The following is a 22,086-nucleotide window of genomic DNA, read 5'->3' on the forward strand; positions in this document are numbered from 1 at the left end:
TTTCTTAACGCACAAGTCTATCTTCCACAAAATTAGATACTAAATAATAAAACAAAAACACAATTACGACGCAAGGTCTTTTTTAGCTTGTCTGGTATTCCAACTACTTTTAAATAACTGCATAAATGCCAATGTAAGCACTAATGATGTAGCAAAACCCATGGTAGCCACAACAAATAAGAGCATCGCTATATTGGTATTATTATCATTTTGCCAGCCCTCTAAAATTTCAGTAATAAAGTTAGGATCAAAATTCGTAGCATAAATACCAAAAAATAAAGTAAAAATAAATGTCGCTAGAAATCCAGAAATTATTCCAGCCATAAATCCTTTCTGATATTTAAACTTCATCCCTTTATATGTTTGATAATTTTTGATGCACAAATAAATCCCTGCACCCGTGATCACACCATTAAACAAACTATATATAGGATCAGTATGTAGCCCCAATAAAGAGAGAAGTAAAAAATAAATAATTAATGCTGCTGCAATTAAAAGTCCGTAACGTATTGAAATAGCTTGATTTTTCATAATAAATTTCATTTGTCCTATAAATTTCTAAAAAAATGATGAATATAATTTACAACATCATGTTAATTTCTGTAAATATGTATGTTAACCTACAGGAAGTTTTTAGAATTCTCGTCTTTTTTATGTAACAAAATGGTATTTTTGAGGACTTATTAAAAAACTTAAAATAACTAAAAATGATTAAAAAAATTAGCTCAGCTTTTTGTGCTCTATTTTTAACTTTCTCTGGTTTCGCCCAAGAGGTAGAATATACGGAGTATGATTTAGACAACGGACTACACGTAATTTTGCATCAAGACAATACAGCTCCAGTTGTAACGGTAGGGGTGATGTATCACGTAGGTGCTAAAGATGAAGAAGCAGGTAGAACAGGTTTTGCCCACTTTTTTGAACACTTATTATTTGAAGGTACAGAAAATATTGCACGTGGAGAGTGGTTTAATGTAGTTGCTGCCAATGGAGGAAGCAATAATGCAAATACAACACAAGATAGAACCTACTATTACGAAACTTTCCCTTCTAACAATCTAGAATTAGGTTTATGGATGGAATCTGAAAGAATGTTTCACCCTGTGATTAATAAAATTGGTGTAGACACTCAAAACGAAGTTGTAAAAGAAGAAAAAAGATCTAGAATAGACAATTCTCCTTACGGTAAGATTATTTACAGTACAGGAATTAGTCCTTATATGTTCGACAAACATCCTTACAAAAATTCGGTTATTGGAACGATGGAAGATCTTGATGCAGCTCAATTAGATGAGTTTAAAGCGTTTTTTGATAAATATTACGGACCTAACAACGCTACTTTAGTAGTTGCTGGTGATATCGATGCTAAGGATACGAAAGAAATGATTAAAAAATACTTTTCTACTATCCCTAAGGGACCTAAAGTAGAACGTGTTAATATCAAAGAAGAGCCTATTCAAAAGACGATTACTGCTACAGAGTATGATGATAATATTCAAATACCAGCTAAATTATATGTTTATAGAACTCCTTCTATGAAAGATCGTGATGCTTATGTATTAGATATGATCTCTTCTATTTTAACTGATGGAAAAAGCTCTCGTATGTACAAGAAAATGGTAGATGAAGACAAAGAGGCTTTACAAGTATTAGCATTCCCAAGATCTCAAGAAGATTATGGTATGTACGTAATGGGCGCTTTAGCTATGGGAGAAACTCCTTTAGACAAATTAGGAGAATCTATGGATGAAGAAATTAAAAAACTTCAGACAGAATTAATCTCTGAAAAAGAATACCAAAAGCTTCAAAACAAGTTTGAGAACAGGTTTGTAAACTCTAACAGTAGCGTACAAGGAATTGCTGGATCATTAGCAACTTATCACATGCTTTACGGAGACACAGACTTAATTAACAAAGAAATCGAAATCTACAGAGGAATTACAAGAGAAGATATTAAAGAAGTAGCTAGCAAGTACCTAAACAAAAATCAACGTTTAGACTTAGATTACTTACCAACTCCAGATTCTGAATAATTCTAAAAAAGCAAAAAAATGAAATTTAAATTATATTCAATATTTATTATGTGCCTTATGGTCGTTGGAGCTCAAGCTCAAGTAGACCGTTCTAAACAACCTCAACCAGGTCCGGCACCAAAAATTAATTTAGGAAAACCAGCATCTTTCAAATTAAATAACGGTTTAAAAGTAATGGTCGTAGAAAACCATAAACTTCCTAGAGTAAGTGCGAGCTTAATCATAGACAATAAACCTAGCTCAGAAGGAAATAAAGAAGGTTTAAAATCTCTTTATAGTGCCATGATGGGAAATGGAACAAAGAAAATGTCTAAAGACGAATTCAATGAACGTATTGATTTCTTAGGTGCTAGTGTAAATTATAGCACTAGAGGTGCTTCGGCAAGTTCTTTATCAAAATTCTTTCCAGAAGTGATGGAGTTGATGGCTCAAGGTTTATTACAACCTAAGTTTGACCAAGAAGAATTTAAAACACAAAAAGAAAGATTAATTGAGGGTATAAAAAGTAATGCTAAAAGTGCAGGTGTAATTGCTAGCAATGTCAGCGCAGCTTTAGCTTATGGTAAAAATCACCCTTACGGGGAATTTGAAACTGAATCTTCAGTAGAAAATGTAACTCTAGACGATGTAAGCAAATATTACGAAAACTACATTTCTCCAAAAAATGCTTACTTAGTGGTAGTTGGTGATATTAAAGAAAGAGATGTTAAGAAATTAACTAAAAAATTATTTAGTGATTGGAAAGCAGATGTTCCTCCTTCAGGTTCATTACCAAGTTTACCAGCGGTACAATACACACAAATAGATTTTATAGATGTACCTAATGCTGTACAGAGTGAATTACGTATTCAAAATACAATTGATTTACAAATGGCAGATGAAGATTACTTCCCACTATTGGTAACTAACCAAATTTTAGGAGGTAGCTTTGGTAGCTACTTAAATATGAATTTAAGAGAAGAGCACGGGTATACTTATGGAGCAAGAACCTCTACAGGAGATGACAGGTATGCAAGTAGATTCGTTGCTTCGGCAAGTGTTAGAAATGCAGTTACAGATAGTGCTATCGTAGAAACTTTCAAAGAAATTAACCGTATAAAGACCGAAAAGGTTTCTTATGAAGATTTAAGCAACGCAAAAAACAAATTTGCAGGAGATTTCGTATTAAGATTAGAACGTCCTTCAACTATTGCTAGCTATGCATTAAATATCGAAACTGAAAATTTACCTTCAGATTTCTACCAAAAATTCTTGCAAAAAATCAATGCTGTTACTCAAGAAGATATTATGAGAGTAGCCAACAAATACTATAAAACTAGCAATATGCAAATTGTAGTCGCTGGTAAAGGTGCAGAGGTTATAGAGAATTTAGAAAAAGTAGAGCTTAACGGAAAAAAAGTACCTGTTCTGTATTTTGACAAAGAGGGAAATAAAGTAGATAAGCCTGTTCTTAAAAAACCAGTTCCAGAAGGAGTAACTGTAAATACAGTTTATGACAATTATATTAAAGCTATTGGTGGCAAAGACGCTATTAACAAAGTGAAGTCTGTTTCTATGACAGGTAGTGCTAGCATCCAAGGAATGAATCTTTCTATAATTAGAAAGAAGACCAGTGCTGGTAAATCTTTAGAAATGGTGAGTATGAATGGGATGACTATTCAAAAATCTGCCTTTAACGGAGAAAAAGGTTACAATGAAGCACAAGGTCAAAGAAAAGACTTTACGGAAGAAGAAGTAGCAGAAGCTAAAAAAGATGCTTCTTTATTTACTGAATTATCTGTAGAAAAAGATGCTAAGCTTACCGGAATAGAAAAAGTTGACGGTAAAGACGCTTATGTAGTGCAAGTTTCTGAAGACAAGAAAAGCTACTACAGCACAGAAAGCGGCTTAAAAGTAAAAAGTGTTACTACAATTGAACAAATGGGACAAACAGCAGAAAATACTACAATGTATGGAGATTATAAAGCCGTAAATGGCGTGAAGTTTCCACATACATTAAACGTAAGTTTTGGTCCGCAATTAGTAGATATCAAAATGAATGAAGTTAAAATCAATGAAGACGTAAAAGACGCAGACTTTAACTAAGATTTCTTAAATCCTATTTTTAAAACCCGACTATAACAGTCGGGTTTTTTTATGAACTTTACGGAAACGTATCTACTTAAAACGCATTTAAAAACACACTATAAATCTTTTTTTTTATTTTATTGGTAACTATATACTTGTCTTGTAGATTGAGGATGTGGAACCAATACGACGGTAAAAAAAATCCCAAGACCCTTAAGCTTATTAATTAATTCAAGCTGCCCAAACAAGAAAAAATACTTTTGGTAATTAACTATACAGCAAAGTGTTTTTTCCTATAACCTCTTTTGTTATTAGACTATGATTATCAATATGTTGATGGAGGGTATTATTTTGCACTAGGGAATATAGATAATAAATTTTTTCATATCATATTAATTAGTGTTCCAACAGATGACTTAGAGATTGAACAAGGGAATGTATATCCATTTGCTGAAAACACTGATAAACTTTACATCACCTATTTAGATGAAGAATAAGGTATTGTTTCAGGTAAGTTTGGTATTATTATAGAAAATAATGAAGGCATTGTGCAAAAATATGAGACGAGTGTTTTGACATGCAATACATTAAATGGTCTTAACCAAATTATATTTCCCTATCGACTTGCTTTCACTTTTCGTTTTTTATTGGCAAAATAAACACCAATTAAAATGACGATCCCCGAAAGAGCTTGCCATAGGCTAAAAGTTTCTCCATCTAAAATTCCCCACGTTAATGCCACTACAGGGATTAAATACGTTACCGAAGTAGAAAACACTGGGTTGGATAATTGCACCAATCGATTAAATAAAATCTTAGCAATTCCCGTCCCTACTACCGAAAGTATAGCGATATAACCTATAGAAATTTGCACTTCTTCTTGTTGCAATAATTCGGCTTGAAAAAAGTCTGAAAAGTACAATACTAGTAAAGCTGGAAAAAACAAAATAGTAAAACAACCCACTGTAATGCTTAAGGCTGGTATTTCTTGCAAATGTCTTTTTATAATATGCACATTAAATGCATACATGGTAGTAGCTGCCAATGGTAATAAGGCATACCAATAGTTTTGATCGGCATTAAGCGTTGCTCCACTTCCGATAAGAAAAATAGAACCCAATAGACCTACAAATACACCAATCACTTGATTTTTGGTTGACTGTACCGAAAAGATTAAAAATCCTATGATAATGGATAATATAGGAACGGTAGAGTTCAAAATTGAAACAATGGCGCTATCAATCTCTAATTCCGCGAAAGCGAAAAAGAAAGCAGGAAAAAAGCTACCCAACAAAGCAGAAACAGTAATCCATTTCCACTGTTCTTTTTTAATCTTCTTAATACTGTTAAAGCCTATAATTAATAAAAAGATAGAAGCTAAAACGGTTCTTAGCGCTCCCAATTGCATAGCGGTTAAACCTACCAATCCTTTTTTGATAAGTATAAACGAACTTCCCCAAACTAGCGAAAGTGCTATTAAATAAAGCCATTTGTAATGTGATTGTTGCATAGCCTCTTTTTTTAAAGAAGTTGCAAAAATCTTATTTATTTATGAGGTGTACTACCTTTTTAAGAAAGATTATTTTGCCTAAAAAGTTAATGCTTTAAAAACAAAAACCGTTCTTAAAAACATCTTTTAATTTTATTAGTTGTAGTTTATTCTTTTACAGAAAGGCTGTCTTTAGGTTGATGTTGAGGCGACCAATTCTCCCAAGTCACACTTTCCATAAGATGTTTAATATCGTTTTTTAGGTAATTTGCAGCAGGAACTATTGAGTCAAAATTAGGTTTACTTTTAAAGTATATTGAACCTGTGAGGAAGTGATTAACACTATCGGTTAAATAGAACTGCGCTTGCGAGGCGGCGTCGCCATAAACTTCGTAAAACGTACCAAACGATCTTTTCTTTTTATTGATGTAAGTATCACCTTCAATTTCATCGGCTTTTACGGTATGCTCTAGCGGAAGCTTTTGAGCATCCATCAATAACTCTTTTAGATTGTTATTTACTGGTTGGTAGGTAATAAATATAGTTCCGTCAAGGAGAGGATAATCAATATTTACCCAACAAGGATTTTTAATTTTCGGAGATTTTAAATTGGCTATTTCATTGATTTCAAAAGAATAAGAACAAGGAAATTCAACCTTTTTATAAATAGGTGTAGGATATTCTAAGGCTAAAAATGCTTTAGGTTTAGGTTGCGCTGCATCGTCACCGCAGCTTACAAAAAAACTGCTAATAATGATAAGAATAAGGCTATATTTCATGAGCTATATTCAGTTTAACTTGTTTAATTCGTTTATTATCTACCGCCTCAATCGTAAAGGTAAAATGCTCTACCTTAAGCTCCTGATTTTTTTTAGGGAATTCTCCCGAAATTTCTAATAGAAAGCCTGCTAAAGTTTCTGCTTCTCCCCTTTTCTCTTCAATAAAATCGTTTTCTTCTAGCTTAATGACTCTATAAAAATCTTTCATTGGAGTTTTACCCTCAAAAATAAAATTGTAATCATCTAGTTTTGAAAACACTAAATCCTCATCATCAAATTCATCACTAATATCTCCAACTATTTCTTCAATAATATCTTCTAAAGAAATGATTCCGCTGGTTCCTCCATACTCATCCACCACTATAGCTAGGTGGTTTTTCTTCTCTTTAAAATCGTTTAATAAATCATCTAACTTTTTATTTTCTGGAACGAAAAAAGCTTCTCTAATTAGATCTTGCCATTTAAAATTGGTTTCATCTAGATGCGGCAATAGATCTTTAATGTAAAGGATTCCTAAAATATTGTCTATACTATCTTCATATACAGGAATTCTAGAATACCCTTGCTCTACAATTTCTTCAATTACTTCTTTATAGGGCTGTTCTTTATTAAGAGCAAAAACATCCATTCGGTTTTTCATTACCTGCTTAGTAACCGTATTCCCAAAAGAAACAATCCCCTGAAGAATTTTTTGCTCCTCTTTAGTTGTATCTTCTTCACTCGTAAGCTCTAAAGCTTGTGAGAGCTGATCTACACTTAAATTAGATTTTTGCTTCCCTAGTTTATTATGAATTAACACCGTAACATAACGCATAGGCAAACTAAACACACTAAAAAGTTTATCTAAAACCCCAAGTGGAAAGGCCATAAAATGCGAGAATTTTACTTTATTTCTATTGGCGTAAATCTTTGGCAAGATTTCTCCAAAAAGTAAAATAAGAAAGGTTACAATAACCACCTCTACCACAAACCGAATATTAATCCCAAAGAAAACTGAATTAATCCCTGCAAATAAACTATCTGCAAGCGCATCAAACAATAAAACAATGGCGATATTCACAAAATTATTGGCCACTAAAATAGTCGCTAATAATTTTTTAGGCCGATCTAAAAGACGAATTAATATTTGTTGCTTAGCGGAAATCTTTCCTTCATCTACATCAAAATCTGACGGAGTTAAAGAAAACAAGGCCACTTCTGAGCCTGAAATTAAAGCAGAACAAGCTAAAAGAAAAAACAACAAGAAAAAGCTAAGAACATCGTAAAATCCTAGCGACAAAAGGGTAATTAAACTGGAAGGGTCAGGGTCCAAAGGTTATAAATTTTAATTAAAATGGTAAATCGTCGTCATCCTCGGTTTGCATATCGGGCTTTTTATAATTACTCTGAGAGCTAGAAGCCTGTGATTGAGGTTGATTTTGATTCATTGCTGGTGCACCAGCTTGATCTTTTGGAGTTAGAAATGTAAACTCGGTACATTGAATTTCTGTAGAATAACGATCTAAACCTTTATCATCGGTCCATTTTCTAGTTTTTATTCTTCCTTCAATATATACTTTATCCCCTTTTTTAAGGTATTTCTCGCAAATTTCGGCGGCTTTATTTCGCACAACAATATTATGCCATTCGGTATTACTCACGCGCTCTCCAGAAGTTTTGTTCACATAATCTTCGTTGGTTGCTAACGGAAATCTACCTATGCTACCTCCACCTTCAAAATAATGCATTTTTACATCATCTCCCGTATGTCCTATAAGCATTACTTTATTTAATGTACCTGCCATAATTTCTCTTTTTAGTAAATGTAAGCAAAAAGTATTATTTGCTAAAACCGTAAGTGTCAATAAATTTTTCGATCACTACAGGAACTGCAAAAGTATCTATTTGATTAGTCATAATAAATGACTTTGAAAGATTTTCTATAAAATTTAAATTTTCAATGTTTATCACCCAAAATTTTACCCATAATTTTCGGTGAGAAAGTATGTGTTTTATAGGCTCTTCATTATAAAGTAAAGCTTTTTCTAAAATCTCTTGAGGAATCTTATTTTCATCAAACGAAATTAAATCTTTAGGCAGGTTACAGTCTTTTGGAGATTCTATTAATGGAAATTGATATAAATTTTTCCAAATTCCGTTCCCTGTTCTTTTTTCAATAAGCACATTTTCTCTAGAATCTACTATGACGAGGTAATTGTAGAATTTTTCTTGAACCTTTGTTTTTTTTAGCTTCCGCGGAAGCGATGAAATTAAATCTTGCTGAAATGCGACACAGTTGGTTTGTAAAGGACAAGAATTACAATCGGGAGATTTTGGCGAACATTGCAAAGCTCCAAATTCCATAATTGCCTGATTGTAAATGTGAGGCTGCTTTTTATCAAGTAATTTTTGTGCTAAATTTTTAAACTCTTTAACCCCTTCGGTAGAATTAATAGGAGTGTCTATTCCAAAAAAACGACTTAACACTCTATATACATTACCATCTACCACAGCAACTGGTTCTCGATAACAAAAAGAAGCAATAGCACTAGCTGTATAATCTCCTACTCCTTTTAAGGTCTTTAATTCTTTATAAGTGTTGGGGAAAATTCCGTTAAGGTTATAAGCTACATGTTTTGCAGTAGAATGAAGGTTTCTTGCCCTAGAATAATAACCTAAGCCTTGCCAAAGTTTTAACACTTGGTCTTCACTAGCATTTGCGAGGTGAAAAACAGTAGGAAATTCTTCTATAAACTTGAAAAAATAAGGTAAACCCTGACTTATTCTCGTTTGCTGAAGCATAATTTCACTCAACCAAATAGGATATGGGTCTTGAGTTTTACGCCAAGGTAAATCTCTTGCATTCACTAAATACCAATCTATGAGCTTGTTATGAAATTTCATGGATGTTTTTATTAAAATGCGAACATAAAAGTTTATTCCGTTACTATTTAAACATTTAGGTTTGATTTATTGATAATTAAATTAGTATATTTGCCCCCTCTAAAAATGATAACCCTTATATAACAAAAAATAATTGTAAGATGACGAAAGCAGATATTGTAGCAAACATTTCGGAGAAATTAGGAATGGAAAAAGGTGACGTACAAGCTACTATAGAAACCTTTATGGACGAGGTAAAAAATTCTTTGGAAAGTGGAGATAATGTTTACCTAAGAGGTTTTGGAAGTTTTATCATTAAAACGCGTGCAGAAAAGACAGGAAGAAATATTTCTAAGAACACGACAATTAAAATTCCTGCACATAACATCCCTGCATTTAAACCAGCAAAAGTTTTTGTAGAAGGTGTAAAAACCAACGTAGAAGTAAAATAAAAAAAGTTAAAACGAATTATTAATTTAAATACATATTTTTATGCCAAGTGGTAAAAAAAGAAAAAGACATAAGGTAGCTACGCACAAGCGTAAGAAGAGAAGAAGAGCTAACCGACACAAGAAAAAGTAGTTTTCAAACTACTTTTTTTTATTAAAAACGTTCATTGAAATTGAAGCTGTAAAAAAGCTTCATCAGGATTTTTACAAACCCTGTGAAAAATTATTGTTTAATCCATCTATATATGATTTATCATGTATGGATAAAAATCTAATTAGCTAGGAATAATGGATAAAGAATTAATTATTAGATCAAATTCCTCTGCTGTTGATTTTGCCTTATTAAAAGATGGAAAACTAGTAGAATTACATAAAGAAAACGACGATAGCAATTTTTCTGTAGGTGATATTTTTATCGCCAAAGTAAGAAAAGCTATACCTGGTCTTAATGCTGCATTTGTAAATGTAGGTTATGAAAAAGATGGTTTTTTACACTATCACGACCTAGGCCCACAAGTTGGTTCTTTATTGAAATTCGTAAAACGTGTAAGCACAGGTAAATTAAAAGACTTTTCTTTAAAGGATTTTCCTTTAGAGACCGATATTGATAAAGATGGTAGCATTGTAGATGCCGTTAAATCAAATCAATCTTTACTGGTACAAATTGTAAAAGAGCCTATCTCTACCAAAGGACCTAGAATAAGTAGCGAACTTTCATTTGCTGGAAGATATATCGTTCTTGTTCCTTTTTCTAATCGAATTTCAATTTCTCAAAAAATTGAAAGTAAAGATGAAAAAGAACGCTTAAAGAGATTGGTAAAAAGCATTAAACCCAAAGGGTTTGGTGTTATCGTACGAACCGTAGCAGAAGGCAAAAAAGTAGCAGAACTCGACAAAGACCTACAGAATTTAATGGGTCGATGGACAGGAATGTGCAAAAAATTGTATAAAGCCCACCATCCTACAAAAGTGTTAGGTGAATTAAATAGAGCCTCTTCTATTCTAAGAGACATGTTTAACGACTCCTTTACTTCTATTTGTACTGATGATGAAGCGCTTTACACTCAAATTAAAGATTATGTAGGAGAGTTTTCTCCTGAAAAAGAGTCTATTGTAAAGTTATACCAATCCAATGTACCCATATTTGAAAAATTTGGGATAGAAAGGCAAATTAAAACAGCCTTTGGTAAAACCGTTTCTATGAGTAAAGGTGCTTATTTGGTTATTGAGCATACAGAAGCAATGCATGTTGTAGATGTAAACAGTGGTAACCGAAGTAGCAAAGCCAAAAACCAAGAAGAAACCGCTTTAGAAGTTAACTTAATAAGTGCTTCTGAAGTTGCAAGACAGTTGCGATTAAGGGATATGGGAGGAATTATTGTAGTCGATTTTATTGACATGAATAAAGCCGATAACCGTAAAGCCCTTTACAATCACTTAAGAGATGAAATGAGTGATGATCGTGCTAAACACAAAATCTTACCTCCTACCAAATTTGGGTTGATACAAATTACAAGACAACGCGTAAGACCGGAAATGAATATTAAAACAAGAGAAGAAAACCCCAACGGAACGGGAGGGGAAATTGAAGCTCCTATTGTTGTAATTAATAAAATAAACGCCGACTTACAAAAAATTATTAAAAAAGGACATAAGAAAATGAGTCTTACGGCTCATCCTTTTGTGGCCGCCTTTTTAACCAGAGGCATTCCATCACCTAGAAGCAAATGGTTTTTTGACCATAAACGCTGGGTAAAAATATTACCAAGAGATGCTTACACGTATCTAGAATATCACTTTCACGATAAAAACGGGGAAGAAATACTCTAAAAAACTAAACCCTGTAAGGATATTCTTTACAGGGTTTTTTATTTTTACACTATATATTAAATATAAATTGAATACCCATAAAACATATACCGTTAAAGAAGCTACGATAAAGCTTATGAATTATTGCGCTTATCAAGATCGCTGTCATCAAGATGTTGAGCAAAAACTATTTGAATTGCGAATGATTCCTGAAGCTCGACAGCAAATAATTCATACTCTTATACAAGAAGACTTCCTCAATGAAGAACGCTTCGCACAAAGCTTTGCACGAGGCAAATTCAGAATAAAAAAATGGGGTAAATTAAGAATTCAGCAAGAGCTGAAAAAAAGAAAAATTTCTAGGTTTAATATCACTACAGCACTTAAAGAAATTAACGAAGAAGACTACCATGAAACCCTAAATCAACTCTTTACAAAAAGACGTGATAGCTTAACAGAAAAAAATCCGGTAAAATTAAAAAAGAAAATTGCAGATTATTTACTGTATAGAGGCTGGGAAAGTCATCTCATTTATGAAAAACTAGCTGAAATAAAGTAAATACAATATAGTTTCCCTAAAGTTTTCTAGAAATTATTTTTCAACTTCTCAATTATTACATACTCCTAATTAACAAACATCTTCAAGATTTCTTCATGACAAATTAACAGTCCTTAATTGTTTTTTCTGCTCTCTCAATAGCTTTCTTATTTTTATAATCAATCCAGTTTTGCCCCTTTAATTTGCGCATAAGATTGTCAAAATGCATGGTAAACAATATGCTTTTTAGAAACTTCATTCTTTTATTAAAAGAATAAGGAAAAGACCTTAAAGTTAGTGAAACACTAGGAGTTATGTAACGAATATAATGCCAATAACCACTAGGAATATAAAGCATTTCCCCAGGTTTTAATTTTACTTTATAACCTTTAGCATACTCTAAAGCAGGGTATTTTTTATAGTCTGGTCTATCAAATTCTATACTTTCCATTGAAACTATTGAATAAGGCACGTGATACAAAAAAGGTTTTTGGTCATGCGGAAATAAAATCACCTCTTTCTCTCCTATAAAGTTAAAGTGCAAGTTGTTAGCAAAATCAATATCATAATGCAGTAAAACTTTTGATCCTGCACCACCAAAAAATAAAACTGGTAATTTTTTAAAAAATTTAATTCCCAAATTTGGGTACTCAAAGTCACCTACTAATTGAGGTGCTTTTTGTAAGATATTGAAGAAGAATATTCGTAGATCGGTCGGACCCTTTTTTAAAAGCTCAATATAATTTTTCATGAGCATTCTAGTAACTGGTTTCCTAGAAGGCTCTTGTCCTTTTGCTGGTTCACTATTATATAAAGGCACTTCTACCTCCCCTACATTTTGTGCAAAATAATCTAAACTCCAGTTATGATGAGCTTTCCAGTCTTTAGACAACCCCCTAACGACCAAAGGCATTAGAGGGTTTATATAATTGGTTAAAAATTCTTTTGCTTCAATAGAGTCTACTACATCTACATCTTTTAACCGCATCTTTTTAATTTCAATTTACGCTTTAACTCTTTTCTTTTGAGCTTCTAAATTCTTTTCAATTTTATGTTCTGGTCTAGACCATTTTGGTTTTTCACCTAATGCTGAAATTTTAGAATCTTTTGCTTCTACACTTTTTGTTTGCGCATGTTTAGCAAAAGGCTTTTGCACATTTAACCCTAGAAGTTCGAACATCTTCATATCCTCGTTTACATCTGGATTTGGTGTGGTAAGCAATTTATCTCCAGCAAAAATAGAGTTTGCTCCTGCAAAGAAACACATAGCTTGTCCCTCTCTACTCATATCTGTTCTACCAGCAGATAAACGTACTTGTGTTTGCGGCATTACAATTCTAGTGGTGGCCACCATTCTTATCATGTCCCAAATAGGCACTTTTAATTGTTCTTCTAAAGGAGTTCCTTCTACGGGCACTAATGCATTAATAGGCACAGATTCTGGCTGCGGATTTAATCTAGCTAAAGCTACCAGCATTCCTGCTCTATCTTCTTCCTTTTCTCCCATTCCTATTATTCCTCCACTACAAACAGTAACATTCGTTTTTCTCACGTTGTCTAAAGTTTCCAAACGATCTTCATAACCGCGAGTTGAAATCACCTCTTTATAATACTCTTCAGAAGAATCTAAGTTATGGTTATAAGCGTATAGACCTGCCTCTTCTAATCTTTTAGCTTGGTTTTCGGTAATCATACCTAAGGTACAACAAACCTCCATATCCAGCTTATTGATAGTTCTTACCATTTCTAGTACATTATCAAACTCTGGTCCGTCTTTAACATTACGCCAAGCTGCTCCCATACAAACTCTAGAACTACCTGAAGATTTTGCTCTTAAAGCTTGTGCTTTTACTTGCTGCACACTCATTAAGTCATTTCCTTCAATATCGGTATGATATCTAGCTGCTTGTGGACAATAACCACAATCTTCTGGACATCCTCCTGTTTTTATTGATAATAATGTAGAAACCTGAACTGTATTAGCTTCGTGATATTTTCTATGAACCGTAGCAGCTTCATAAAGAAGCTCCATTAAAGGTTTATTATATATTGCTAGAACTTCTTCTTTTGTCCAATCGTGTTTTGTGATCATATCCTGATAATTAATACTTCAAAAATAAGAAATGAAGTGGTTATTTATATCTAATAATAATATACTTTGTAATAATTAACTATTTTACGCTATACCGAAACAATTATACTCACTGCATTTCCTCCAAAACCTACCGCATTAACCATAATATTCTTCAATTCTTTTTTGCTGAAGTTATTATTATACATAGGATTCGAAAAAAATTGCTGATGTTGCAGCATTAATACCGCCATTTCTAAACTCATAGCTCCAGAAGCTCCAAAACTATGACCTATCATAAATTTATTAGAGGTTAATAAAGGCATTTCCTTTTTAAATAAATTTTCAATAGCCTTTAATTCAGAGGTGTCTCCCTTTTTTGTTCCTGGTGCATGCATAATTACTGCATCAACAGTAGTTAATTGAGCATCGTCTAAAGCTTTTCGCATCGAGGTTTGCAAACAATCTGCTTCAGAGGAAATAGAGATATTATGAGTTAAACTTTCTGTAGCATAACCTATTCCAGTAATTTTAGCAATGGCTTTTTTGGTTTTCTTTCCGCTTAAAGCGATAGTACAGCAAGCTTCGCCCAAAATCATTGTATTTCTATCTTTGCTAAAATCTAAACTCTTATTAGGAAAAACTTCATTTTCTTTAAATGAGGCATATAATTTTAAGGCTTTCATTTGCGCCAGGGTAAAATCGGTTAAGGGTGCTTCACTTCCACCAACCAAAAACTGATCACTCATCCCGCTTTTAATCCAAGCAATACCATTTAAAACAGAATGCATAGCGGTAGAACAAGTGATAGAATGACTCATCTCTGGTCCTTTACTTTGTTGATCTTGCAACACCCAAGATGAAATATTCCCTAAAGTAGTAGTGGGTGACGCTAATGCGGAAGTATTCCCTTTAGTGATAAATTCTTCGTGATACTTTTCAAATAAACCTGTTGCACCTCTTGATGAACCTATGTTAACCCCAAAGTCTTTCTTCCAATTTAACTGATTTAAAGTTTTTCTTGCCGAAAAAATAGCTAACAATACAGAATCATCTAAAGAAGCATAAAATTTATTCTCCCTCTTAATTTCTTCCAAACAGTATTTAGAACTTTCTGATAAGCAAGAAACATAAGCATTCTTAAAGTGCTTATAATCTTTAACTGTAAACAAAGGTTTCTCGTTTTTGTAGCTTTTTAAAACTTCTTCTGTAGAATTTCCTAAGGCAGAAATAGAATTTATAGCTTCAATATAAATGGGGAAAGTTTTCAAATAAGATGTTTCTATATTTTGGATTCAAAAATATAAAAAAAAGCTCCGGCAAACACCAGAGCTTCAAGTAAAAATTAGGTTACCCCAAATCCTAATTTTTAGAAAAATCTCAATTACTAAAAATTAATACTCAATAATAACAAATATTTATCTAAAAATAAGAATATATGTAATTTTATTTATTAAAAATAAATACATTCCTTAACAAAACAGCTTAATCACTGCTATTTAACAAATCTGAATTTAAAAGTTTTTCAATAGAATTATAAATTTTCAATAATTCTTTCTCTTCAATTATATAAGGGGCTAAAATGTAAATTGTATTTCCTAAAGGTCTTAGGTAAACTCCTTCGCTCATAAAAAATTGATATATTTTATCGCGCATATTTCCGTACCTAGAAAACTCGACGTCTAATTCAAAAGCAAAAATTACTCCTTGCTGCCTCACAGATTTTACCTTAGCGTGAGTTTTAATATGCAGTCCAAAAGCCTGATGGCTCTTAATTATTTTTTCTATATTCTCTTGTATACTTTTGCTAATCAATAATTTAATTGCCGCCAAAGCTGTAGTACAAGCTAACGGATTTGCTGTATATGTATGCCCATGAAATAGTCCTTTAGCAATCTCGTCATCATAAAAAGCATCATATATTTTTTGAGAGCATGTGGTAGCACCCATTGGTAAAAGACCCGCTGTTAATGCTTTAGACAAACACATTACATCGGGTTTGGTTTCCATAAAATTTGAAGCAAAATAACTTCCTGTTTTTCCAAAACCAGTCATCACCTCATCGGCTACCAAAACAATATCTAAAGATTTACACAATCTCAAAATTTGATCTAAATCTTTTTTGTCGTACATTTTCATCGCAGCAGCTCCTTGCACTAATGGCTCATAAATAAACCCTGCCAAAGGAGTTTCTTTATGTATATCTTTTATTTTCTGAAGAATTTCGTCTGTATTCTTACCATTAGGAACAGGAATGCGTTTTACTTTAATAAAATGATCTTCAAAAGCTCCATTATAAACCGAAAGCCCAGATACCGACATTGCTCCAAAGGTATCCCCATGAAAACCTTCTTCAAAAGCAAGCATGGTTTTTCTATCCTTACCTAAATTGTAATGGTATTGCAACGCCATTTTAATTCCGATTTCAGTAGAAGTCGAACCGTTGTCGTTGAAAAATACTTTCTGCTGACCTTCCGGAAGAATCTCCATTAACGCTTCGGCAAGTTTTGTAGCAGGCTCATGCGTAAACCCTGTAAAAACCACTTGGTCTAAAGTTTCCATTTGAGTTTTTACCGCTTCTATAATAAAGTCATTACAATGGCCATAAACCGCTGTGTACCAAGAAGAAATCCCGTCTACATAAGATTTATCATTTTCATCATACAAAAAAACTCCTTTAGCCTTTTTTATAGGCAAAATCTCTTGTTTCTTTTTGTGTTGAGTTAACGGATGCCAAATGTATTTTTTGTCTTTTTCTAAAATACTCATTTTATTTTCTTTAAATTTTCTTTCCATTGGGCAGCATAATAGCGCACTACCGCTTCATCTATATAAGGCTCTTCTTCTATTCTTCCCAACAAACTTAATTGAGTTTGAGAGAGAATAATTTCTTCTGTTGTAGGGTTTTCTTCTCCGTTAAAAATAATTCCTGCTATTTTTAATCCTCTTGCTTTAAGAGCTTCGATGGTAAGTAATGTGTGGTTAATACTCCCTAAATAATGTTTAGAAACAACAATTACCTGATCATCTTTAGAAATTAAATCTATAATCATTTCTGTTCCGTTTAACGGAACTAAAACTCCACCTGCTCCCTCAATTACTAATGTGTTTTGGGTTTTAGGTCGTTTTAAGTTTTTAGCACTAATGATTACATTATCTATTTCTGCGGAAGCGTGCGGACTCATAGGAGTATTTAACTTATAGGCACTTTCGTGGAATTTCGAGTTGGTGTTACTTACCAGTTTCTTTACCTTATGTGTGTCAGAGTTATCTAAATCGCCCGCCTGAATAGGTTTAAAATAATCGGCTTCTAAAGCTTCTACCACAATAGCAGAAATTACCGTTTTTCCTATTTCGGTTCCTATTCCTGTAATAAATATGTGACTCATAATTTTTTAAATTTTGTTTTGCAATTGGCACAACGATACTCGTAAGCTGCATAAAAAGGTAAGGCTGCGACAATCCAACTACCTAAAAAGGCAAGAAAAGTTTTTAAATCGTGTATGGTGGTAAAATAATCTATTTTTGAGCTATTGCATTTAGGACAATGAATTTTCTCTCCCTCATTAGTGAGAGAAAATTTAGGCATTTTTTCTAAAATTTCTAAAGCAAAATCTTCATCCTCCTTACGTACTTTTAGTTTTACGCCACCAATCGCGTGACTCATTAAAGGATCTGTATCTATCGTATATTCATCTTGCAAATGCACCTGAATTCCTTCTGCTTCTAATCTCCCTTTATAGATTTGCGCCTCCGACGAATAAGGATATTTAGCGACCACCACCCAACTTTCATCCATACCTAATAATTTTTTAATATTTGCAATAAGCTATTTATTTCATCTAAAGTATGTTGAGCATTAAGACAAATTCTTATTCGCTCTTCTTTCATTTTGACTGTAGGTGATAGTATCGCTTTCGCGGAAATATCATTTTCCTCTAAAGTTTTTGCCAAACGCAATGCATTTTCATTACCACTGATCATAAACGACTGGATTGGAGTGACACTAGCTATAAATTTTGAGTTTAATTGAAAGGCATCAATTTGAGATTTAAAATAGCTAATGTTTTTTTCTAAGTTTTTTCTTTGCTCCGTTTTAGCTAAAAATTGATAAGATGCATAAATGATCGCTACCGTATGTGGCGCTAAACTCGTGGTATAAATAAAGCTTTTAGCGAAATTAATAAGAAAGTTACATAATTGATGACTTCCTATTACGCCTGCTCCGTGAGCGCCCAATGCTTTTCCAAATGTTACAACTCTTGCAAATACATTCTTTTCTAAGCCTAAAATTTGAACTAAACCTTCTCCTTTTTCACCAATAACCCCAAGTGCATGTGCTTCATCTATGATGACAAAAGCATTTTTATTAGAGCAAATATCAACGAGTTTTTTTAAATCTGGAGAATCTCCATCCATTGAAAAAACAGATTCGGTAACTACATATATATTTTGAGAACTCTTAGAGAATTTCTCTAATTTAAGCTCTAAATCGGCTAAGTTATTATGAGTAAATTTATATGATTTGGCTGATGAGAGTTGTATTCCATCACGAATAGATGCGTGCGAAAACTCGTCGTATAAGATGACATCGCCGCGTTGCGGCACCGAAGACAATACTCCTACATTAGCATCATAACCCGAATTAAATAATAAAGCCGACTCTTCTTTATGATAATGAGCAATAAATTCTTCAGTAACTTGAAACAGTTTATGATTTCCAGAAATTAATCGAGAGCCTGTAGAGCCGTGTTGAGAAATATGAAATTGTTGCAGTATTTTTTCCGCTTTAAGCGAAATAGAAGAGTTTTTACTAAAACCTAAATAATCGTTAGAGTAAAAATTAATTTCTTTTGCCTGAGTTTTCCCTAGGCTTCTATAAAGATGATTTTCTTTACGATTTTGAAGTTTTGATTGAAGGTTTTTGGCTAATTGTTTCATAGAACAATTAGTTTTTTTCTTGCTGCTCTACTTTCTCCTCATCATCTTTTAAATCGTCACCGCTATTTAATTTGTGAGAGAATTTTTTATATTTTCCTTCTAATTCATCCATCACCGATTTATCCCACATTTTAACTCCTAAGAAGTATGAGGCCCTCCCAATTAAATGTGCACCTACGGGAGCGGTAAGAATAATAAACAAAATAATAGCAAGCACTCTAGAAGTAACCGATAAGTCATCAAAATAAATTGCTGCGCTTGCCAAAATAAGCCCTACTCCCAAAGTAACAGCCTTAGTTGTAACCGATATTCTTAAATAGGTATCTGGCATACGCAAGAATCCCACAGCCGCCAATAAAATAAATATCGCACCTAAACTAGATAATATGATTATTAAAGCATCAGTCATTGTTATGTTTTCTCTTTTCTTCGTCCAATTTTGATTTATTTCTTTTCTCTAAATAATAGGAAAAAGCTACTGTACTCAAAAAAGCGATTAAGCCTAGAATCATTGCAATATCTAGAAAAGTAGATTGATCGTATACGATACTATAAATAGAGATGATGGTAATCCCAATGGTGATTAATAAATCTAAAGCCACCACACGATCGGCTATTTTAGGACCTATCACAAAACGGCAAAATACCAATAGAACCGAAATGGCCAATATGGGTAAAATTATATAATATAAGTATTCTTCTACGGTCATCTTAAAATTTCAAGTAAGCGTTTTTCAAATCCTTCTTTAATATCTTTTATAAATGCTTCCTTATCGGAAATATACATAGCATGCACATATAACACCTTACGGTCGTCTGAAACATCTAAACTTAACGTTCCTGGAGTTAGTGTTATTAAATTAGCTAAAAGCGTAATCTCTAAATTAGTTTCTGCATCTAAAGGAACCCTTACAATCCCTGGTTTCATATAAAAAGTTGGAGTAATTACATCGTAAGCTACCTGCAAATTTGCTTTTAATAATTCATATAAAAAGAATAGAATAAAAGAAATTAGTTTGGGTACAATTTTAAAATACTTAGCACTTCCCCTTCCTTGAGTAATTACATAAAGTATGATAAAGCTTAGTATAAAACCAAAAACATAGTTAGCAAACTCGAAGCTTCCAGTGATAGCTACCCAGATAAAAGTTAACAATATGTTGGATAAAAACCTATTCTTCATGGCTTAGCTTTTAGGCATTACTGCTTCTATATATTGTTGACTATTCATTAATTCTCCTGCAATTCTAGTAGAAAGCTGCTGAATGCTTTCTGCTCCAAAACCAATATATAAAGAAACTCCAGTTAAAAAAACAATCGGCAAAAGCATTTGAAGTTTTCTCGTGGTAGTCATTTTATTAAAATAAAGAAAATGTTCTCTTTTTGGTAAATCAACAGGGTTTTTCCAAAACACTTCAGACCATAATTTTGCCATTACAATTAAAGTAAGAAAACTAGCAAAAATAACAGCTCCTAATACCAAATAATTTTGAGTATTAAAACTAGAAACAATTAAAGATATTTTTGGCCAAAATCCCGATAAAGGCGGAATCCCGATCAAAGAAAAGAAAGGTATCGTCATTAACAGACTTAATTTAGGATACTCCTTATACAATCCTCCTAATGATTTTATATTGTTACTTCCTTTAATTCTATATATAATACCGCTAATCATAAATAAATTGGTTTTCACCACGATATCATGAATTAAATAGAAGATCGCTCCTGCTATGGCAAGCTCTGTAAACATTCCCAAACCAGCAATCATAAAGCCAATATGACAAATGATAAGGTAAGAGAATACTTTACGCATATTCTTTTGCACTAAAGCTCCTATTCCTCCACTAAACAACGTAAGAACAGCTATCACAATTAATATCTCATCTAATAAAACATCACCTACAAAAATGAGTGTAAAGACCCTAATTAATGCATAGACACCAACTTTTGTTAGTAAGCCTCCAAAAATTGCTGCTACTGCAGATGGCGGAGTGTGGTAAGATGCCGGCAACCAGAAGTACAGTGGAAATACAGCAGACTTGATACCAAAACCTATTAAAAATAAAATCGCAGCTACTTTTACTAAACCTCTATTTTCAATTTTTGGGATAAGCACGGCTAAATCGGCCATATTTAAAGAACCCGCTAAACCATATAAAACTGCTATAGCTGTAAGGAAGATAATAGAGGCAAGTATATTTAAGGTAAAGTATTTTACAGCTCCTTCAATTTGAGCTTTTTCACCCCCTAAGGTTATCAATACAAATGAACTAATGATGATAATCTCAAACCACACATACAGGTTAAAGATATCTCCTGTTAAGAAAGCACCTATTAAGCCTAAAAGTAAGAAATGAAATATGGCGAAATATCCAAACCTTAATCGAGCTGGAATGATAGATGCCGAAGAGAAACTAGAAACAGCTAAGCCAGCAATAGAAGTTAATAAAACTAGAGTGGCAGAAAGGGTATCGGCAACAAAAGTAATTCCGAAGGGAGCTTCCCAGCCACCCGCTTGTATAGTTTGCGTACCATATACTAAAACTTTATAAAACAACATTCCTGAAAAAACCAGTCCTACCGCACTTCCTACGATACTCATGACTCTCTGGATATTAATATGCTGCCATGCAAACATCAATGCAATACTCATAAAGAGTTGCCACAAAAGCGGATATAATAATAATTGTTGCATCATATTTCCTCGTCTGTTGTATTCATTTCATCCAAGTCATCTGTTTTAACCACTTTATAAGCCCTCTTTACCAGAATAATAGCAAAAGATTGTAATCCAAAACTAATTACGATAGCGGTAAGGATTAAAGCTTGCGGAACGGGATCTGCATAAATATCAGCAAAAACTTCTGCACTTCCTTTAATAATAGGTGGATGTCCTTTTGTGATTCTTCCTAGAAGAAAAATTAATAAGTTTGCCCCATTACTTATCATAATCAAACCTATTATAAGTTTTACCAAGCTACGTCTAAGCATCATATACAGCCCTGCTGCATATAGAATCCCTGTCATAATTGCTAATAAAAACTCCAT

General features: G+C 33.0%; 24 protein-coding genes. 6 read left to right on the plus strand and 18 right to left on the minus strand.

Going from position 1 to position 22,086, the window contains the following annotated elements:
- Nucleotides 1–63 precede the first annotated feature (63 nt).
- Nucleotides 64–531 (minus strand): DUF4199 domain-containing protein, encoded by a 468-nt coding sequence (locus LX95_RS01325; RefSeq protein WP_111539617.1) that lies wholly within the window; start codon nt 529–531, stop codon nt 64–66.
- Nucleotides 532–707: 176 nt separating this feature from the next.
- Here LX95_RS01325 and LX95_RS01330 point away from each other — a divergent pair, with 176 nt between their 5' ends.
- The 3 genes from LX95_RS01330 to LX95_RS01340 all read left to right on the plus strand — a co-directional run bounded on the left by LX95_RS01330 (nt 708) and on the right by LX95_RS01340 (nt 4,597).
- The gene (locus LX95_RS01330) at nt 708–2,033 is read left to right on the plus strand and encodes a M16 family metallopeptidase (protein ID WP_111539618.1); all 1,326 of its coding nucleotides are present in this window, start codon (nt 708–710) and stop codon (nt 2,031–2,033) included.
- An 18-nt stretch (nt 2,034–2,051) separates the two neighbouring features.
- Nucleotides 2,052–4,118, plus strand: a complete 2,067-nt coding sequence (locus LX95_RS01335) for a M16 family metallopeptidase (RefSeq protein WP_111539619.1) — start codon at nt 2,052–2,054, stop codon at nt 4,116–4,118.
- 287 nt (nt 4,119–4,405) lie between these two features.
- Entirely contained in the window at nt 4,406–4,597 is a 192-nt protein-coding gene (locus LX95_RS01340) for a hypothetical protein (protein ID WP_111539620.1), read from the plus strand.
- 119 nt (nt 4,598–4,716) lie between these two features.
- On the opposite strand, the gene LX95_RS01345 is transcribed toward LX95_RS01340, so the two are convergent.
- The 5 genes from LX95_RS01345 to mutY all read right to left on the minus strand — a co-directional run bounded on the left by LX95_RS01345 (nt 4,717) and on the right by mutY (nt 9,251).
- Nucleotides 4,717–5,610 (minus strand): DMT family transporter, encoded by an 894-nt coding sequence (locus tag LX95_RS01345; RefSeq protein ID WP_111539621.1) that lies wholly within the window; start codon nt 5,608–5,610, stop codon nt 4,717–4,719.
- 146 nt (nt 5,611–5,756) lie between these two features.
- Nucleotides 5,757–6,368 (minus strand): gliding motility lipoprotein GldD, encoded by a 612-nt coding sequence (gene gldD, locus LX95_RS01350; protein WP_111539622.1) that lies wholly within the window; start codon nt 6,366–6,368, stop codon nt 5,757–5,759.
- A complete protein-coding gene (locus LX95_RS01355; protein ID WP_111539623.1) occupies nt 6,358–7,680 on the minus strand; it encodes a gliding motility-associated protein GldE in 1,323 nt (440 codons plus the stop codon). The genes gldD and LX95_RS01355 overlap by 11 nt, the downstream gene beginning before the upstream one ends.
- Nucleotides 7,681–7,696: 16 nt before the next feature.
- Nucleotides 7,697–8,152 carry a single-stranded DNA-binding protein gene (locus LX95_RS01360; protein ID WP_111539978.1) on the minus strand — a complete coding sequence of 152 codons (456 nt, stop codon included), beginning with the start codon at nt 8,150–8,152 and terminating at the stop codon, nt 7,697–7,699.
- 34 nt (nt 8,153–8,186) lie between these two features.
- The gene (gene mutY / locus LX95_RS01365) at nt 8,187–9,251 is read right to left on the minus strand and encodes an A/G-specific adenine glycosylase (RefSeq protein WP_111539624.1); all 1,065 of its coding nucleotides are present in this window, start codon (nt 9,249–9,251) and stop codon (nt 8,187–8,189) included.
- 140 nt (nt 9,252–9,391) lie between these two features.
- Here mutY and LX95_RS01370 point away from each other — a divergent pair, with 140 nt between their 5' ends.
- The 3 genes from LX95_RS01370 to LX95_RS01380 all read left to right on the plus strand — a co-directional run bounded on the left by LX95_RS01370 (nt 9,392) and on the right by LX95_RS01380 (nt 12,047).
- Nucleotides 9,392–9,682 (plus strand): HU family DNA-binding protein, encoded by a 291-nt coding sequence (locus LX95_RS01370; protein WP_111539625.1) that lies wholly within the window; start codon nt 9,392–9,394, stop codon nt 9,680–9,682.
- Nucleotides 9,683–9,967: 285 nt separating this feature from the next.
- Nucleotides 9,968–11,509 carry an Rne/Rng family ribonuclease gene (locus LX95_RS01375; protein ID WP_111539626.1) on the plus strand — a complete coding sequence of 514 codons (1,542 nt, stop codon included), beginning with the start codon at nt 9,968–9,970 and terminating at the stop codon, nt 11,507–11,509.
- Nucleotides 11,510–11,576: 67 nt separating this feature from the next.
- On the plus strand, nt 11,577–12,047 hold the full coding sequence (locus LX95_RS01380) for a regulatory protein RecX (protein WP_111539627.1): 471 nt from the start codon (nt 11,577–11,579) through the stop codon (nt 12,045–12,047).
- Between the two features lie 103 nt (nt 12,048–12,150).
- Here LX95_RS01380 and LX95_RS01385 read toward each other — a convergent pair whose 3' ends face one another.
- The 12 genes from LX95_RS01385 to LX95_RS01440 form a co-directional block, all read right to left on the minus strand.
- Nucleotides 12,151–13,014: a cupin-like domain-containing protein gene (locus LX95_RS01385; RefSeq protein WP_111539628.1), complete on the minus strand. Its 864-nt coding sequence runs from the start codon at nt 13,012–13,014 to the stop codon at nt 12,151–12,153.
- A gap of 15 nt (nt 13,015–13,029) precedes the next feature.
- Nucleotides 13,030–14,118 carry a biotin synthase BioB gene (gene bioB / locus LX95_RS01390; protein ID WP_111539629.1) on the minus strand — a complete coding sequence of 363 codons (1,089 nt, stop codon included), beginning with the start codon at nt 14,116–14,118 and terminating at the stop codon, nt 13,030–13,032.
- Between the two features lie 89 nt (nt 14,119–14,207).
- Nucleotides 14,208–15,368, minus strand: a complete 1,161-nt coding sequence (locus LX95_RS01395; RefSeq protein ID WP_111539630.1) for a beta-ketoacyl synthase N-terminal-like domain-containing protein — start codon at nt 15,366–15,368, stop codon at nt 14,208–14,210.
- 214 nt (nt 15,369–15,582) lie between these two features.
- Entirely contained in the window at nt 15,583–16,866 is a 1,284-nt protein-coding gene (bioA, locus tag LX95_RS01400) for an adenosylmethionine--8-amino-7-oxononanoate transaminase (protein ID WP_111539979.1), read from the minus strand.
- Nucleotides 16,863–17,486 carry a dethiobiotin synthase gene (gene bioD, locus LX95_RS01405; protein WP_111539631.1) on the minus strand — a complete coding sequence of 208 codons (624 nt, stop codon included), beginning with the start codon at nt 17,484–17,486 and terminating at the stop codon, nt 16,863–16,865. Before bioD ends, bioA begins: the two co-directional genes overlap by 4 nt.
- Nucleotides 17,483–17,896, minus strand: a complete 414-nt coding sequence (locus LX95_RS01410; RefSeq protein WP_111539632.1) for a putative signal transducing protein — start codon at nt 17,894–17,896, stop codon at nt 17,483–17,485. The genes bioD and LX95_RS01410 overlap by 4 nt, the downstream gene beginning before the upstream one ends.
- 2 nt (nt 17,897–17,898) lie before the next feature.
- Nucleotides 17,899–19,038: an aminotransferase class I/II-fold pyridoxal phosphate-dependent enzyme gene (locus tag LX95_RS01415; protein WP_111539633.1), complete on the minus strand. Its 1,140-nt coding sequence runs from the start codon at nt 19,036–19,038 to the stop codon at nt 17,899–17,901.
- Between the two features lie 7 nt (nt 19,039–19,045).
- Nucleotides 19,046–19,447 (minus strand): monovalent cation/H(+) antiporter subunit G, encoded by a 402-nt coding sequence (gene mnhG / locus LX95_RS01420; RefSeq protein ID WP_111539634.1) that lies wholly within the window; start codon nt 19,445–19,447, stop codon nt 19,046–19,048.
- Nucleotides 19,440–19,748, minus strand: a complete 309-nt coding sequence (locus LX95_RS01425; RefSeq protein WP_111539635.1) for a cation:proton antiporter — start codon at nt 19,746–19,748, stop codon at nt 19,440–19,442. Before LX95_RS01425 ends, mnhG begins: the two co-directional genes overlap by 8 nt.
- Entirely contained in the window at nt 19,745–20,221 is a 477-nt protein-coding gene (locus LX95_RS01430) for a Na+/H+ antiporter subunit E (protein ID WP_111539636.1), read from the minus strand. The genes LX95_RS01425 and LX95_RS01430 overlap by 4 nt, the downstream gene beginning before the upstream one ends.
- 3 nt (nt 20,222–20,224) lie before the next feature.
- The gene (locus LX95_RS01435) at nt 20,225–21,736 is read right to left on the minus strand and encodes a proton-conducting transporter transmembrane domain-containing protein (RefSeq protein ID WP_111539637.1); all 1,512 of its coding nucleotides are present in this window, start codon (nt 21,734–21,736) and stop codon (nt 20,225–20,227) included.
- Nucleotides 21,733–22,086, minus strand: a complete 354-nt coding sequence (locus LX95_RS01440; RefSeq protein ID WP_111539638.1) for a Na+/H+ antiporter subunit C — start codon at nt 22,084–22,086, stop codon at nt 21,733–21,735. The genes LX95_RS01435 and LX95_RS01440 overlap by 4 nt, the downstream gene beginning before the upstream one ends.

Origin of the sequence: Mesonia algae, from assembly GCF_003253545.1 — a bacterium.
Taxonomy (GTDB): domain Bacteria; phylum Bacteroidota; class Bacteroidia; order Flavobacteriales; family Flavobacteriaceae; genus Mesonia; species Mesonia algae.